Annotated in this window: 19 protein-coding genes; all 19 read right to left on the bottom strand. The window is 66.7% G+C overall.

Translation table 11 applies throughout. From position 1 onward, the window contains the following. Nucleotides 1-5 precede the first annotated feature (5 nt). The 19 genes from DEI89_RS13020 to DEI89_RS13105 all read right to left on the bottom strand — a co-directional run bounded on the left by DEI89_RS13020 (nt 6) and on the right by DEI89_RS13105 (nt 14078). Nucleotides 6-782 (bottom strand): hypothetical protein, encoded by a 777-nt coding sequence (locus tag DEI89_RS13020; protein WP_110904488.1) that lies wholly within the window; start codon nt 780-782, stop codon nt 6-8. Then, nucleotides 779-3769 (bottom strand): phage tail tape measure protein, encoded by a 2991-nt coding sequence (locus DEI89_RS13025; protein ID WP_110904489.1) that lies wholly within the window; start codon nt 3767-3769, stop codon nt 779-781. Before DEI89_RS13025 ends, DEI89_RS13020 begins: the two co-directional genes overlap by 4 nt. 27 nt (nt 3770-3796) lie before the next feature. Continuing rightward, on the bottom strand, nt 3797-4255 hold the full coding sequence (locus tag DEI89_RS13030) for a hypothetical protein (RefSeq protein ID WP_181421647.1): 459 nt from the start codon (nt 4253-4255) through the stop codon (nt 3797-3799). Between the two features lie 50 nt (nt 4256-4305). Continuing rightward, nucleotides 4306-4929 carry a hypothetical protein gene (locus DEI89_RS13035; protein WP_110904491.1) on the bottom strand — a complete coding sequence of 208 codons (624 nt, stop codon included), beginning with the start codon at nt 4927-4929 and terminating at the stop codon, nt 4306-4308. A gap of 93 nt (nt 4930-5022) precedes the next feature. After that, nucleotides 5023-5529, bottom strand: a complete 507-nt coding sequence (locus tag DEI89_RS13040; protein ID WP_110904492.1) for a hypothetical protein — start codon at nt 5527-5529, stop codon at nt 5023-5025. Next, nucleotides 5526-5828, bottom strand: coding sequence for a hypothetical protein (locus DEI89_RS13045; RefSeq protein ID WP_110904493.1), 303 nt, complete (start codon nt 5826-5828; stop codon nt 5526-5528). Before DEI89_RS13045 ends, DEI89_RS13040 begins: the two co-directional genes overlap by 4 nt. Before the next feature lie 13 nt (nt 5829-5841). Then, nucleotides 5842-6294, bottom strand: a complete 453-nt coding sequence (locus DEI89_RS18140) for a hypothetical protein (RefSeq protein ID WP_110904494.1) — start codon at nt 6292-6294, stop codon at nt 5842-5844. After that, a complete protein-coding gene (locus DEI89_RS13055) occupies nt 6291-6704 on the bottom strand; it encodes a hypothetical protein (RefSeq protein WP_110904495.1) in 414 nt (137 codons plus the stop codon). Before DEI89_RS13055 ends, DEI89_RS18140 begins: the two co-directional genes overlap by 4 nt. Then, nucleotides 6697-7122 (bottom strand): DUF6093 family protein, encoded by a 426-nt coding sequence (locus DEI89_RS13060; RefSeq protein ID WP_110904496.1) that lies wholly within the window; start codon nt 7120-7122, stop codon nt 6697-6699. The genes DEI89_RS13055 and DEI89_RS13060 overlap by 8 nt, the downstream gene beginning before the upstream one ends. Then, on the bottom strand, nt 7119-7589 hold the full coding sequence (locus tag DEI89_RS13065) for a hypothetical protein (RefSeq protein ID WP_110904497.1): 471 nt from the start codon (nt 7587-7589) through the stop codon (nt 7119-7121). Before DEI89_RS13065 ends, DEI89_RS13060 begins: the two co-directional genes overlap by 4 nt. Before the next feature lie 15 nt (nt 7590-7604). After that, the gene (locus tag DEI89_RS18145; protein WP_258368907.1) at nt 7605-7736 is read right to left on the bottom strand and encodes a hypothetical protein; all 132 of its coding nucleotides are present in this window, start codon (nt 7734-7736) and stop codon (nt 7605-7607) included. Further along, entirely contained in the window at nt 7736-8635 is a 900-nt protein-coding gene (locus DEI89_RS13070; RefSeq protein WP_110904498.1) for a phage major capsid protein, read from the bottom strand. Before DEI89_RS13070 ends, DEI89_RS18145 begins: the two co-directional genes overlap by 1 nt. 19 nt (nt 8636-8654) lie before the next feature. Next, nucleotides 8655-9131, bottom strand: coding sequence for a hypothetical protein (locus DEI89_RS13075; protein ID WP_110904499.1), 477 nt, complete (start codon nt 9129-9131; stop codon nt 8655-8657). Nucleotides 9132-9214: 83 nt separating this feature from the next. After that, on the bottom strand, nt 9215-9892 hold the full coding sequence (locus tag DEI89_RS13080; RefSeq protein ID WP_110904500.1) for a hypothetical protein: 678 nt from the start codon (nt 9890-9892) through the stop codon (nt 9215-9217). Further along, nucleotides 9876-11306, bottom strand: a complete 1431-nt coding sequence (locus DEI89_RS13085) for a phage portal protein (RefSeq protein WP_258368908.1) — start codon at nt 11304-11306, stop codon at nt 9876-9878. Before DEI89_RS13085 ends, DEI89_RS13080 begins: the two co-directional genes overlap by 17 nt. Continuing rightward, nucleotides 11303-12271: a hypothetical protein gene (locus DEI89_RS13090; protein WP_146236795.1), complete on the bottom strand. Its 969-nt coding sequence runs from the start codon at nt 12269-12271 to the stop codon at nt 11303-11305. Before DEI89_RS13090 ends, DEI89_RS13085 begins: the two co-directional genes overlap by 4 nt. Before the next feature lie 469 nt (nt 12272-12740). Continuing rightward, nucleotides 12741-13037, bottom strand: coding sequence for a hypothetical protein (locus DEI89_RS13095; RefSeq protein WP_220034542.1), 297 nt, complete (start codon nt 13035-13037; stop codon nt 12741-12743). A gap of 179 nt (nt 13038-13216) precedes the next feature. Next, a complete protein-coding gene (locus DEI89_RS13100) occupies nt 13217-13492 on the bottom strand; it encodes an HNH endonuclease (RefSeq protein WP_110904502.1) in 276 nt (91 codons plus the stop codon). A 145-nt stretch (nt 13493-13637) separates the two neighbouring features. Further along, nucleotides 13638-14078, bottom strand: a complete 441-nt coding sequence (locus tag DEI89_RS13105; protein WP_110904503.1) for a DUF3307 domain-containing protein — start codon at nt 14076-14078, stop codon at nt 13638-13640. Nucleotides 14079-14550: the final 472 nt, after the last annotated feature.

A 14550-nucleotide genomic window follows, 5' to 3' on the forward strand; every position in this document is an offset into this window, starting at 1 on the left:
TCCCCTCAGATGTAGGTGTCGCGGGTGTAGACGTCGAGAGTCCCGTTGCCGCTGCCGACATGGAGCCGGAAACCGACCGAGTCACCGGCAGGCACCGTCCACGTGTCCGCCTGCGTGAGCGACCCAGCGGGGGCCTGCGAGCCGTTGATCGTGAGCACTCCGGTGCGGAGGTCGTAGACGTGCGTCTGCCCGGACTGCAGGGCACGGGACACAGCTACGGTCATGCCGCGAGCGGTGACGTCCCAACTCGGGGCCGACCCGGTCACGACAAGCCGTGAAGCCGCATCGGTGTTGCCGTAGTGCGAGACGACAGCGAAGCCATTCGCGTCGCTCTGCTCGTGGTTCTCGTGGCCGTACTTCAGCGGGTTCGGGAACCGCCGCGAGAACTGGTACGCCGCCCGTCGTCCGGGAATGTCGACCTGGAACTTCGATGCGGCCGCCATCGCTCCCTGCCCGAACGTCGTCACCCCATGCTGGGTCACATCCACCCGAGTCAGGTCTTGCGTCAGCCCCATGAGCCGGTCCCGGTAGTAGCCGAGCTTCTCGCTCGAGTTCGCGTAGCAGAACCCCGAGACGGTGAGCACGCGGGCCCCGTAGTACACGGGCACCTCGAACTCACCGTCTCGGTTCGCGCGGTCGATCGAGTCGAACCGGACGTCCGGGCTGTCGTCCCACCCGACGATGCCGTCGGAGCCGAGGTAGAACCCCTCGAACCCTTCGCCGCCGCGGAACTCGAGCCCGCCGATGCGGACGACGTCTTCCGTCACCTGATCCAACGTCATCCCCTTCGTGCCTGGAAGTTGAACGCGTCAACAGCCATGCGCGCGATCTCCGCCTCCGACTGCATCGGCTGCGGGTTGATGGTCTGCTGCACCGTCAGCCCTGCCCCGGCGCTGCCTCCGCCCTGCACGACGACGACCTGCTGAGCAGGCGGCGCGTACCGGACCGGAGCGGCCACGGGCCCGCCGGACGCGTACCGGGGCACGCCCGCCATCGCGTCCATGAGTTGCCGCTTCGACAGGGCCCCCTGGTTGATGGCGTGCATGATCTTCGGCCCGTACATCGATGACGCGCGTTCGCGGATCACCCATTCACCGTTCGACAGCCACGCAGGGATGTCATCCGAGGTGCCCGACCCTGGGCCATACACCGGGCCGCCGGCGGCCCGGTTGTAGGCGGACTTCGCGGAGCCGGGAGAAGCCCCAGCCTTGATCGCGTCCGTGATCAGCTGCTGACGGACCGAGATGACCCGTCCGTTGTTCCGCATGATGAACGCGTCCAGCTGTCCCTGAGCGGCAGCCGTCTCCGCGACGATGGAGACGGTCTTGCCGTTCGGGATCGACAGGATCTTGTTCTTCAGGTCCTCGATTGCTTGCCCCGAGCTGGGTGCGTTGTTCGAGAACGTCGTCGACCAGTCCGTTGGCGTGCCGATGATCTTGTCCGCGTACTGCTGCGCCGCGTCACCGGTGATGCCGTACTGCTCGAGCGCCTTGATCAGCTCATCGCGGCCCCGCTGCATCGCATCAGTCGCCTGATCCTGCGACCCGGTCTGCGTGTACAGAGCCGCCGCAGACGCTTCAGCGGATGACGCGATCGCGTCGAGCGCTGATTGGTTGTTGCGGCCCTTGTCGGTGCCGATGTCGAGGCTCTTGCCGTTCTCCTTCAGGGAGTCCGTCACAGCGTCGACAGCGGCCTCGAAGTCACGCTGCGCCGACCGTGCGTCCAACGTCGGGGACGTCAGATCACGGAGGGCCTTCGCCGTGTTCTCGATCGCCTTTGCAGCATCCTCCGCAGAGGAATCGAGCTGCTGCAGTGCGTCAGCGTTGTCCTTCGTCGGAGCCTTCGCGCCCTCAGCCGCATCCTTGTACTCACCGGTGGCGAGCTTCAGCAGATTCGACTTCGAAGCGGTGATCCCGAGGGACGACGCCTGGTTGACGAGCTGCGCCTTGTACGCCGGCATCAGGTCGATCAGCTGCAGCGTCTGCTTCCGGGTCAGCCCCTGCTGCTCCGCCAGGTCCTTGAACGAACGGGCAGCGGCCGGCGCGTCCGCGGATGACACCTCAGCCAGCGCCGACCCGAGGTCCTTCAGGGACTTCGCCTCCTGCTTGACGGAGAACGCCGAGAAGATCCCGACGTCCGTCGCGCTGAGCTCTCGGATTACGCCCTTGAGGTCCTGCAGCCGCTTCGCGGTGTCACCCGCGATCAGCTTCGAGAAGTTGGACCGCTGCCCGGCCTTCTCGAGGACCTTCGTGGCGTCCGCGGTCGTGATGATCGCGTTCGCGAGGTCTTCCTGCGAGGCGGCACCCGAGCTGGCAGCGACGTTGAGGCCGATGACCGCGGCAGCCCCGACTCCGAGCGCGATGCCGAACGGGCCCGTCAGGATCCCGGCAGTAGCCGCGAGACCCCTCCCGAAGCCGTTCGCTGCCCGGAGACCGAGCGTCGCGGCGCGGGAGACACCAGGGATGCCGGCGGTCGAGAGGGTCTGCAGGGCGAGCCCGTACGCGACGACCTTCGGTACCGCGATGAGCATCGTGCCGCCACTGAGCGCAACGGCCGCCGTGACCGCACCGACTCCGAAGACGAGTCCCTGGACCGCGCCGGGCGCGTCGTTGTAGGTGTCGATCAGGTCGGTGACCACCTGCACCGCGGCGCGGAGAGGCCCATTTGCGGCCTCACCGGTGACGATGCCGGCGGTCTGGAAGGAGGCCTTCAGCTTCGTCAGATCGCCGTTGAGGTTGTCCATCTTGCCGACGGCCTGCTCGGTAGCGAAGCCCTGCTCGTTGACCGCCTTCGTCCACTTGTCGACTTCCTTCGCGCCGCCCTTCATGAGGACGGTCGCGGCGGTGATCTGCGCATTCCCGAAGATCGTGCCGAGGGCTGCGTCGCGCTGCGAGTCCGTCAGCGTGCCCAGCTTCGTGCTGAGCTGCTCGGCCACGCCGTTGAACCCGATGAACTTGCCCTGAGCGTTGTAGACGTCGATTCCGTACTGCTGCATCGTCTTCGCGGCGACCTTCGACGGGGCCGTGAGCGAGAGGAGCATGCCGCGGAGGCTGGTGCCCGCCTGCTCGCCCATGATGCCGTTCTGTGCAAGCAGCGCCAGGGAGCCGACTGTCTGCTCGAGGCCCACGTGCGCGGCCGCAGCGACCGGGCCGATGTACTTCAGGCCCTCGCCGAGCTCGGACACGCCACCGAGTGCCTTGTCGGCACCAGCGGACAGGAGGTCCGCGATGTGCGTGACGTCCTTGCCCTTGAGGCCGAACTGGGCGAGCGTCGACGCGGCGATCTCAGTCGCGTCGGCGACGTCGATCTGGCCAGCCGCGGCCAGCTTCAGCGCGCCGGACAGGGCTCCGCCGGTGATGTCGGCCGCGGAGGTACCCGCCTTGACGAGCTCGATCTCCGCTTCAGCGGCCTGAGTGGCCGAGTAGCCGATCGCCGTGCCGGTGGTGAGCGCGGCTTCCCTGAGCTCGCGCATCTCGTCCGCGGTCGCGTGCGACAGGGACTTGACCGACGACATCTTCTCGTCGAAGTCGGCGTACGCCTTGATCGCGCCACCGACAGCGATGGCCGCGACCGCACCAATGGCGAGGAGCGGCTTCGCGAGGGATTCAGCCGCTTCACGTTGCTGGTGCAGCGCCCGGGCAGCGGCGGCAGCGCCACGCACTGTCCGTTCCGACATGTTCGTCGCGGCAGTCTGTGCCTGCCCCATGGCGGTGACGAACCCGCCAATCTTCGCGCCGATCTCGAGGATGACGCTGCGATCGTTCGCCATGGGGCACCTGCTTCCTGCCCTCAGGCGTCAAGCGGTCGGGGGCGGTGGAGCGGTGCGTCGCTTCCGGACGCGGTCCTTCTTCGGCTGGACCTTCACCCGGTGAACGGGCACGATCAGGCCTGCGTGCGGGTCCGGGTCCTCCTTGCGGAGCCGAGAGATGAAGTGCAGGCGGGCGCGCTCGGCGAGGTCGTACGTGGGCGACCAGACGATGCCGCCCTCCGGCGAGGCCTGCGGAGTGCCGGCCATGAACCGGTAATGCGACCCGGGAAGATCAGGGTCAGCGTCCGGGTCGGTGGCCTCGGACATGAGGAACCCGTGCGGGCCGGTCTCCCGCTCGACGTCGAGGAGCGCCGCCAACCAGTCGACGTCGGTCGGCCCGAACTCGGACTCGAGGGTCGTCGTAGACGACGAAAGCCGCCCGTCGGCCCCGTACTCGTACACGGTCCGCTCGGACGGCTCCCACCCCTGCAACCTCCGCACGGACACGCCCATCGCTCGTGAGAGCTCGACGGTCCGGCGGAGGGCGGGGTCCTCGGTCAGCCTTTTTTCAGGCGACCCAGTCGGTTCGACGACTGCAGCACGTTGAGGTTCAGCTGCAGGTTCACGACGTTCGCAATGTCCCACCCGGACGCGATGTCCTGGATGAAGTCCCAGTCGTCGTCATCGAGCAGCTCACCGCGGTGGACGACGCCGTCGACCTCCACGTAGGTGGCGTCCTCGACGCGCTCCTCACCGTCCGCGAGGGGCTCCTTCACGTCGACCGTGTTCACCCGCGCGGCCACGAGGGAGACGGCGTGGTGGTTGTAGCCGAGATCGATGTCGAGCTGCACGTCGAGGCGCGGCGGGAACTTGTCCGCGATGTCGTTCCACTCAACGCCGGGCAGCTTCGTCATGTGGAGCAGGTGCACGTGCTCCCGCTCACGCTCCTCGAGCGCCTGCAACTGCTCGTTGAGCCGCAGGACCTCGTCGTTCGCCTTCTTCAGCTTCGGTGTGACGGGGCGGTCGCCGGCCTCGCGTCGGAGCTCGTCGACGTGGTCGTTGGCGGCTCCGATCTGCTTCAGGAGGGTGTTGCGCTCCTTGGCGAGCTCGACGTCGAGGACCATGCGGAGCGTGCCTGTCGGCGGCTTGTAGGTCTGGCGGGCCTTCGCGATGTTGCCCATGGTGAATCCTTCCGGGATCAATCCGGGATGAGAGATGAGAGGGGTGCGGGCGGCGGCTCCCGGAATGGACCGCCGCCCGCACGTGTGTCACCGTCAGGCGGCGGCGAGGACCTGGTCCTCAAGCACCCGGCGGCGCGGCGCGAGCGCCTGGGTCTTGGTGAACTTCCCGCCGGCCGCCGTGTTGCGGACCTTCGTGCCGGCCTGAACGTCGAAGACGTCGTACTTGTCCGTCGCGGCGAGTTCCTGCTCCCACGGCGTCGCGTACCGGGCGAAGAGGATGTACTCCTCCTCCTCCTGCAGGAGCGGGTCGGCAATGTCCTCCTCGCTGCCGTAGACGTACGTCAGCGAAGCGGTGTGCGTGACGGGGCCGAAACCGCCGAGGATCTCGCGCAGCGAGAAACGGGGGTCGGTGGTGGTGTCCTGGGACTTCCCGTGCGTCCACCCGTCCGTGGTCAGCGAGTAGGTGATGTCGACGGTGGTGTCGGCGATCACGTCGCTGAACTTCGGCGGCCAGGTGAGGACCGTCGACTTCGGGGCGGCGAGCAGCGCGAAGTTACTGTCGACGTCGACGCTGGGGGGCAGGATGAGATCGCGAGTCACGACGTGACTCCTTCCGTGGTCACGCCGGACGTACCGGCAGTGGTGACGGCCGCGGCGGTCGCCGTGGTCGTGTCTCCCGCAGCGGGAAGGTCAGCGGCGTCCGTGATGGGTGCCGACTCCTTGCCGCGGGCGTCCTTCGCGCGGCGGGCCGCAGCGGTCTTGTTGCCCTTCGCGGTCTCCGTTCGGCGGTAGATGTCGGGCCAGCGGTCTGCGATCGTCTTCGCGACGGTGACGAGGCGTTCCTCGCCCTCCTCGCCGATGACGACGTCGACCTGCTCGACGATGGGCTGCTTGCGCATGGGGTTCTCCTTGTCAGGCTGGGTCGGACTCGAAGCCGTAGACCGCGATCGCGGACCAGACAGACGGCTTGACGGCGTCGTCCTCGGCGTTGCCGGGACGCTCAATGCGCTGCACCGGTGAGGTGGTGCGACCGCGGACAGGGATCGTGATGCCGCGCCGGTACGGGCCGGGCCGGAGCTTGTCGTCGATCCACCCGAGGGCAGCGACAGCCGACAGCTCGGACGATCCGACTGCATGCACGATCCACGTGGGCCTGCGACGCCATCCGGCCGCAGCGAAGCGGTCGGAGGTCTCATCGGTGCGGGATCCGTAGATGACGGCGTACGGCTTGTCCGCCGGGATGACCGTCCCATCAGCCATGGTGGGTGCCTTGCCGACGCCGACCCTGCCTGCCAGCTGCGGTATCGCAGCGATGACATCGCGGAAGGCGACCGTCTCGTCGAAGTCCTCCGTCTGCACGGTCATAGGCCAGCCGCCGCGGCACCGTCTGCAATCGCCCTGGTGATGCCGTGCCGCAGGTCGTCGAGGTTGTCCTGCACGGCCTGCATGCCGTAGCCGCGCGGAGCGAGCTTCTTCGCCGGAGCGCCGTACTCGAGGAGCAGCGCCACACCACCCTGTTTGCCGGTGCCCTTCTCGGCACCGATCTCAGCAGTCACAGCATCGGCCAGCTCATGCGTGTCGTACGTGATCGCGTACGGCACTCGAGGCGCGAACCGGTTGCCCTGCAGCGACTTCCGCCACTCCTGCTTCACGAGGGTCGCGTTGAACTGCACCGCCGACCGCACCTTCGGCAGGGTTGCGCCGGGCACGTTGCCGAGCGCGACAGCGATCTGGTCCAGGCGGTGCGTGTCGATGAAGAATTCTTCATCAGCCACTGGAAGTCACCTCCACTGGGATGCGCCGTGCGGTCGCGTAGGTCTGGTTGTGGCCGCCGCTGACTGCCGCGACGATAGGTGCCGCATTGGGGTCGTGCGCGCGGAGGGTGATCGTGGCCTCATGGCCGGCACGGACGAGCACAGATCCGGGAGCGTCGATCGGGATCTTCAACGCGGCCCCTTGCTGGACGAGTTGCCGCCCGCCGGACGCGACGCTGCGCGCCTGCGTGTCCGCAGCCTTGAACTCGCACGGGCCGCTGTAGACCACGGTGCGGACTACTGTCGGCAGCCCCGTCGCCGGGTCAGGGTCTCCGCCGGTCACGATCGACTCGATGATGCAGGTGTCGACCATCTTCGACTCAGCAGCAGCCCGCAGTTCAGGGAGTGCGTCGGCGATGTCCGCGCCGAGGTCGCTCATGCACCGGCCTCGTAGATCGGGGTGCCGGCGAGGTCAGCGCCACACGAGCAGAACGTCGCGCCGAGGTTCGCGGAGCACCACGGCAGATGCCGGGAGGTGGGCGACGCCATGTCGAACGAGTACGCGCCGGTGTTGACCGTGACGAGTCCGAGCAGCGCCCACCATTCGTCGATGATCGCGACGCGGCCCTTCGCGGACTGGTACGTCTTCGATGAAGACCCGTCATCGACCGAGATCGTCACCTGTGTGGCATCGTCGGGCTTCTTGATCTGCGCGACGACGGCCTGCCGGACGACATAGTCCAGCTTCGCCTCGTCGGGCATCGGCTTCTGCAGTTCCTGCGCGCGGAGCTCGATGAGGAGTTCCGCGTCGTCGATCCACATCTGCCACTGCTGCGCGAGCAGGGAGTCCGGTTCGGGGGCGGCCCGGCCGAGAGCGACCGCGATCTTCTCGATGTCGACGGCCATGACCGCCCCCTTCCCTTACTCGCTCTTCTTGGTGCGGGTCGACGTCGTCTTCGCGTCGGCGTCGACCCACTCGGAGTCGAGTGCCTTTGCGACGTCGTCACCGACGGTGACGACGACGCCGGTCACCGTGGACTTGAGTCGCGGCATCACGCGACCTTGTCGACGATGAGGGAGAACGCGTTGAGGTCCGCGATACCCCAGCCGTAGACGACCTCGGCGCGGAACGCGATCTGGTTGTTCCGCTTCAGGTCGCCGCCGCCATCCGGGTCGCCGTACTCGATCAACTCGAGCCCGATCTGACGCTGGATGCCCCAACGGAACGCACCGAAGTCGCCGACGATGCCGAGCAGGTTCGTCGGCGTCGCGGCGACGCCGAGCGCCTGAACCGTGTTCGACACCGATGCCGTGTGGTTCTCGAGCTGCGAGGTCTCCGTGGTCAGACGGAAGTCCGGGTACAGCTTCTGCTCCGACTGGGTACCGCGCAGAGAGCTGAACTTGGACGCCAGGGCGGTGTCGAGCGCAAAGCCCGACGGCACGTACCGGCTCGCGAGGACGAGTTCATCGGCCGCGTCGAGGTTCGCGTACGGCTTGTCCGTCGAAGCACGCTCGACCTGGTTCGTCGAGGACGAGATCCGCTGGTCCATGGCCGCCACAGCGGCACCGCCGGTGGGGTTGATGCCGTGGATGCCGCCGAAGTCCAGTGCACGGGACAGCGCGGGCTGGATCGCCGCGAGGATCTGGTCGACGGCCTCGACGCGGTCGTCCTCGTCGGCCCACTTGACCTCTTCCGTCATGCGGACGGTCTTGTGGAACTTGTACGGCTTGACGGTCTGCGTGGACGGCGTGACGGTCGAGCCGCCCTTGTTCGCGCCCTCACCGACGTACTCGGCCTCGCCGATGTCGAAGGTCATCGCCTGGCCGGCACCGAACTTCATCGGGATTGCCGGGGACAGCTGGGCGAGGACGGATCCGCCCCTCACCTTCCCGAGCCACGGGTCGAGGATCTGGTTGGGCAGGTTGAGTTGCCCGGTGGTCAGCGTAGCCATCTTGGGCTACTCCTTTCGGTCAGTCGGTCTGGCCGAACAGGGTGCGCGTGAATTCGCGCATATCCTTGCTCGGCCCACCGGTCGTGGTGGTCGTGCCCTCCTTGGGCGCGACGTTGCCGTTCTTCTTCCGGTCTGCTTCCCGTGCAGCGAGGCGTTCCGCCTGCGCCGTGAGGGTCGCTTCGTCCGTGCCGGTCAGGAACAGGTCCCGGTCCTCGGCGCTGATGCCGTGCTTCGCTGCGATGTCGCTGCGGATCGCTCGGGCTTCAGCAGCCGAGTACTTGCCCTCGAGGTCCGCGAGCTTCTGCTCAACCGTCTTCGCGCCGTCGGCCTTCGCCTTCAACTCGTCGTAGTCGGCGTACTTCGCCCGTTCGCGCGCCACGCGCTCCTTGACGATGCGGTCGACCTCCGACTGCGTGATGATGGTCTCGCCGGTCTTCAACTCGGCGTTCACGCCTTCGGTGTTCGTCGCTTCGATGGGGGCTTCGTTCTCTGCCATGTCGGCACTCCCGTTTCTGTCCCGTCGGACATCAGACCGGCCTTGGACGCGGCCGTAGCGTTCTCCCCAGAGGGGAAGTCATGTCACCCGTGCACATCCGGGTAGTTCTCGTTGAGATACGCGCGGATGTACGCCCGCTGCGCAGGTGAGCGGCTCCGACGCGACGCGAGGTACTGCACCGCGTTCGCTTCCGGTCCGTGCTCGCCGCCCTTGAACACCGGGTACGCCGTGCAGTGGCAGTGCGAGTGCGCGGCGAAGTTCGCTGTCTGCTCCCGGTACACGGCCCCACGGTCCGCGAGCATCAGGCAGAACTTGCAACCGCCTGCAGTCGCACGAGCCCAACCAACAGCCGCCGGGTCCTGCCGTCGGTTCGAGAGGATCGTGTCCCGGTACGGTCGGGCCGACTCGAGCTGCACCACCTCAGCGAGCCGTTCCGCCGGATCCGCATCGACGTCCCCGAAGAGGGGTTCGGCGGCCCACGCGATTCCCCGGCGGATCTTCACCGTGCGATCAGCGACGACCGGCACCACCTGGAACACCGACCGGACGGCGGCGGCTTCGCGGGACTCCTCGTAGAAGTCCGCCGCCAACGCAGACGACCCGTCCGCGTAGTAGCCGATGAGGCTTGGCACCGTGTCGAGCATCTGCAAGCGACGCTGCTCCGGTGATCCCACCGTGCCGGCGAGGAACGACTGAGCGTCCTCGACAGCAGCGGCGGTCAGCAGTTGCAGCGTCGCCCGCTGCTCACGCGCCGACGGCATTCGCCTGCGGCGGCTGTGCCGGCGCACGGTTGGCGAGTGCAGCGATGACCGCGCGTCCGGCGTCGCGCCGCTTCTCAACGAGCGCGCGCTGGATCTGCTGCTCATCGAGACCGAGGAGCTCGAGGCCAACCTCGGTCTCTGCGAGCCATGGCACCGCGGACAACTGCTGCGAGCCCGCAGCTGCCGCCTGCGACTTCGACAAGTACAGCGGCGACCGCCACTTCGGCTGCATGCTCTTCCACGACTCAGGGACGGCGGTCAAGCCGTTCTGCATGGCGAGCGCGGCTGCCACCCGCCTGCGGATCGGGATAGACCACGCTCCCGTGGCGTTCTCCGCCTCCGCAACCAACGAGTCGCGGCCCTGAACGTACGAGCCCTCCGACGTGGGGTTCGCCATGTCGGTGAGGGCGAAGTCCTGGTCCGGGAGGTCGAACTCGCGGGCGATGAGTTTCGCCTGCACGTTCAACTGCGCGTGGTGCGGCGCTGGGGACTCGGCGTTCACCGTCTTCACGTCAGCGCGAGGGGTCGGGTTCTTCGGGTTGTCGTCGTCGGGGATGCCGAACACACGGCCCATGACGACTTCCCACGACGCCTTCGTGGAGCCGTCCGGGTTCTTGAACATCGCATCCGACCCGCCGAGCAGAATCATCTTCGGGATGGCGTAGATGTCCATGTGCGCCTCAGCGCGGACCAGAGCACGGAGTGCCGAGTTCTGGATGCTGATGGCCGGCCGGCTGATCCGCGAACGGCCCATGCGACGCGACCCGCGGGGTCGGTACACGAGCGGATCGGCTGGCACACCGAACGTGTGCTCCGACCGGTCGACCGTCCACGTGCCCGCGGTCTTCGACGCGTTGATCGTCATGTTGTCGAGGTAGAGCACGAACCCGGTGATCCGGTCGTCGTCCCAGCTCGTCACCGACAGGAGCGCGTCGAGCGCGCGTCGGCGGGTGTTCCACTCGCCGCTGGCATGCAGTGCGTCGCGTGCATGCACGAGCACCGGCGGTTCACCGTCAGCCTCAACACCACGCGTCGTCACCAGGTACGAGACACCATGGATCAGGCTGTCCGTGCGCGCCATAGCGAGCTCCGACAGCAGGTAGTTGCTGTCCTCAAGCTGCTGCATGCCGAGCGCGTCGAGGTCCCCGCCCGTCCACACCATCTTCTCGAGGGTGCAACGGTTGTCGAGACCGTCGACGCCCTTCGCGACCCACCCCAGGACCAGCGCCAGGTCCGCGTACTGCGGGGGGATGACGCCGCCGACCTGGCGGACAGCGTTCCGGCCGTCGTACAGGTTGGAGCGCATCTGGTTGCGGCGCTGCTTGTCCGCGAGCTGCTGCACGAGCAGGTTCAGGGTGACGGTTTCGTCATCGGTGAGGCCAGGAACGGTCAGCTTCTCGATGGTCGTGCTCACATGACCACCGCCGTCCTGGTTCCAGTGCGACGCCACGTTGGCACCTGCACGTTGTCGTTCTGAGCGCCCCACAGGGCGAGTGTCTCTGCCACGATCGGAGTGATGTCCGACGCGGCGTCCTTCCGGTTCCACGCCCACGCCGCACCCACGGGACGCTTCCGCGCCACCGACAGAGCCACGTTCACCTGCGGCTGATCCGTGTGCCGCACCGAACCGTCCATCACCGAGTCGAAGAACTTCGCGCAGGCGATCGCCATGTCACGTCCCTCCGCTGCTGCGAGCGTCACCTCGACGTCCGTACCGATCAGGTAGTGCCCGTCCCGGCGTTTCTCCGTCAGGCCGGCGAGCTCATCGACGACGACCGCATGCAGCTGGTTCTTGTCCGCCGCCTGCACCACCCACGGGATGACCCAGTCGACGCCCTTGCGCTGCTCATCGAGCTCGACATGCCACAGCCCGTCAGGACGGCGGCCCGACAGCGCCACAGCGGCCACGGAACGATCCGGCGGAACATCGATCGCCAACGTCAACCGCTCCACGGCCATCGACGCAGCATCCTTCACAGCACCCCACGACAACTCGTCGATGACAAGCGCGTCGTTCTTCGGATCCCAGATGCCGCGACCCTCCCGGTTCCAGGAGTCGTCGTCCTTCAAGTTCTTCCGCAGCCGCAGCAACGACTCCCGCGGCGTCCGCAACGGGTACGACGGGTTCATCACAGCCCACTGCGCTTCATCGTTCGGATCCGAATCCGGGTCCGCCGCGATCTCCAACCAGATGGCGTCCTCAGCCTCACCCGTGAGCGCTTCATCCCGCCGCTGACGGAACGCCTGCGACGGGTCCGACGCTCGAGGCGGCGTCCCCATGAACAGTAGGAGCGCCCCATGCTCGTGACGGGCCTGGTTCGTCGCGGCAACCATGTCCTCGAGCGACTTCGTGTCAAGGATCTGCGCCTCGTCGAACACCTCGACGTCGATCTCGTCGAACCCGCGACCGAACCCACGGGCGCGAGACCCGAACATGATCTTCGATCCGTTCCGGAACTCCGCCTGCTGCTCACCGTTCGCCGCTCGCAGCGCCCGGACGTGCGGGGCGACCTTCTTCCGCCTGCAGATTCCCCGCAGCGACGTGAACGTCTTCGTCGACGTGCTCAGGTGATGCGCAGTCCAGATGACCTGCAGCCCAGGGAACAGGATGCACAGCACCACAAGCATCGCGAGGACGAAGTACGTCTTCCCGACCTGACGTGGGATCGACATGCCGACACCACCGACCGTGGCGACGTACTTCCCGTCCTCGCCGTAGCCGAGACACACCGTGCCGGCCTGCGCCTGCCACCAGTCGAAACCCAGCCCGAGCTCCGCGCCCTTCGCTTCAACCCGCGGCCACACCGTCTTCGTGATCCCAGCCGGAAACGTGAACTTCTTCGCGTACTCAGACAGCCGAAGCGTCGAAGAGCCCGTCCTGGACGGCGTCTGCTGCGCTGCTGGCATTGTCCGCGTCCTCCCGGGCGTCCAACGCCTCGATCTCCCGCACCGTCTCAAGCAGCCGCTTCGTTAGCGCCGCGAGATCACGTGCAGGGGTGTTCGGGTTCTCCACCGCGACAGCGATACGATCACGCGTCGCCTCGAGAAGCTCACGGACCGTCCCCGACTTCGCCGCCTCCGACACCGACTTCGCACGCACCGGAACATCCGCAGCAGTGACCGCGCGCAGCCTCCGATCAGCCATCACGATCACCTCCTGCCGGGTTGGTACAAGCCCTCAGGGTTGGTACAAGTTCAGTGGAAAAAATGGCGGAGGGAGAACGCGCCTATCCCCGGAGGTCCGTCGGGTTGGTACAAAGGGGGGTATTCCCCCCATCTTGTACCAACACCTGGGTTGGTACAAGTGGCTTGTACCAACCCGGTTCAGCGTTGCAGTGACCCGCTGCGGCACACGATGGGTGCGATGAGGCGGGCTCTCTTGGTGCTGTTGCAGTCGCGGTGTGCTGCTGCTTTGTTGTCGATGGTGTCTGGTCCGTCTTTGGCGAGTGGGATGACGTGGTCGACGACGAAGGATCGTGGGTTGGTGTGTGGCAGCGTGTAGTCGATGGCCTGGCCGCAGATGTGGCAGGCGGCTGCTGTGTTGCGGATGCGTGCACGGTCGGCGTCGCGTTGCTTGGTGTTGCGGTGGTGACTGCTCATTGCTTGTCCTCGAGCGGTTCGTACAGGGTGTCAACAGCGGCTAGGAGTGGCGCGGTCGGTGTCTGCTGCCATGGGTACAGCGGTGCAGCGTGTCCGTCGTAGCCAATGGGTTCGGGCCATCGGTTGGATCTGACTCGGTGTGCGCTCAGTTCATCATCCACAGCAGTACCGCGATCGTGCCTGCATTGATCGTCAGGTGGATGGTGTTGTCGACGATGATCATGAGCCAGGTCTTCATCCACACCGGAGAAGACGGGGAGTAGCCGGCGTTATCGGAGGCCTCGGCCCAGGTGTACTCGTCACGATGGTCGTGCGGAAGCGTGTGGTTGAGCGCCCAGATGACGTGCTTCGCGAGGCGGTACCGGTCGATGACGGCGTGCGTGCTGCCAATGATCAACACGGCGACGAGCCAGTGCCAACCGAAGCCGCCGAGCAGCAAGAACAGCAGCACAGCGTGAGGCACCGAATACATGGCAGCATGCGTGAGCGCCCACCGCCATGACGCCGTCTTCCGCTGCGCCATGCTGTCGGTCTGCAGGAGGTAATCGCCCAGGAGGTGGGCGATGATGATCGCGAGTCCGAGCATGCGCTGCCTCCTTGACGTGGTCGGCCGGTCTCGTCCGGGGTCCGCATGCCAGCGCGGCTTCCCTCGGGGTCTCGGCCTGAAGTGGTTCTCCGACTCAGCGCCGCACGTGGTGTGCTTGCGGCCAGCGTTCGCGCTGTTGTGCGCGTTGGTGGCGGCGTTGCTGTGTTGGTGTGACCGGCGGGTCGGAGAAGAGGACCGATGGTTGTTGTCGCAGGCATCGGTGGGCTGCGGGTGGGCTGACCACCGTGTGTAGTGCGCATCCTCGTGGTGGATGCTTTGAACCCGATCCGCTCCTCGGGGCACTGTGTTGGTCACGCCTCACATATGCGTGGGCCAACGAGAAACGGCCGGCACCTGTGTGGGTGTCGACCGTGTGGTTGCTGCCTTTGGACGTCGTTCATCGAGGCAGGCCTATTGTGTCACATGGTTGCGGTGTCCGCATCCTCCTTTTCATCGGCGTGTCGAGTTATGC

This window comes from Curtobacterium sp. MCBD17_030 (assembly GCF_003224255.1).
Lineage (GTDB): Bacteria > Actinomycetota > Actinomycetes > Actinomycetales > Microbacteriaceae > Curtobacterium.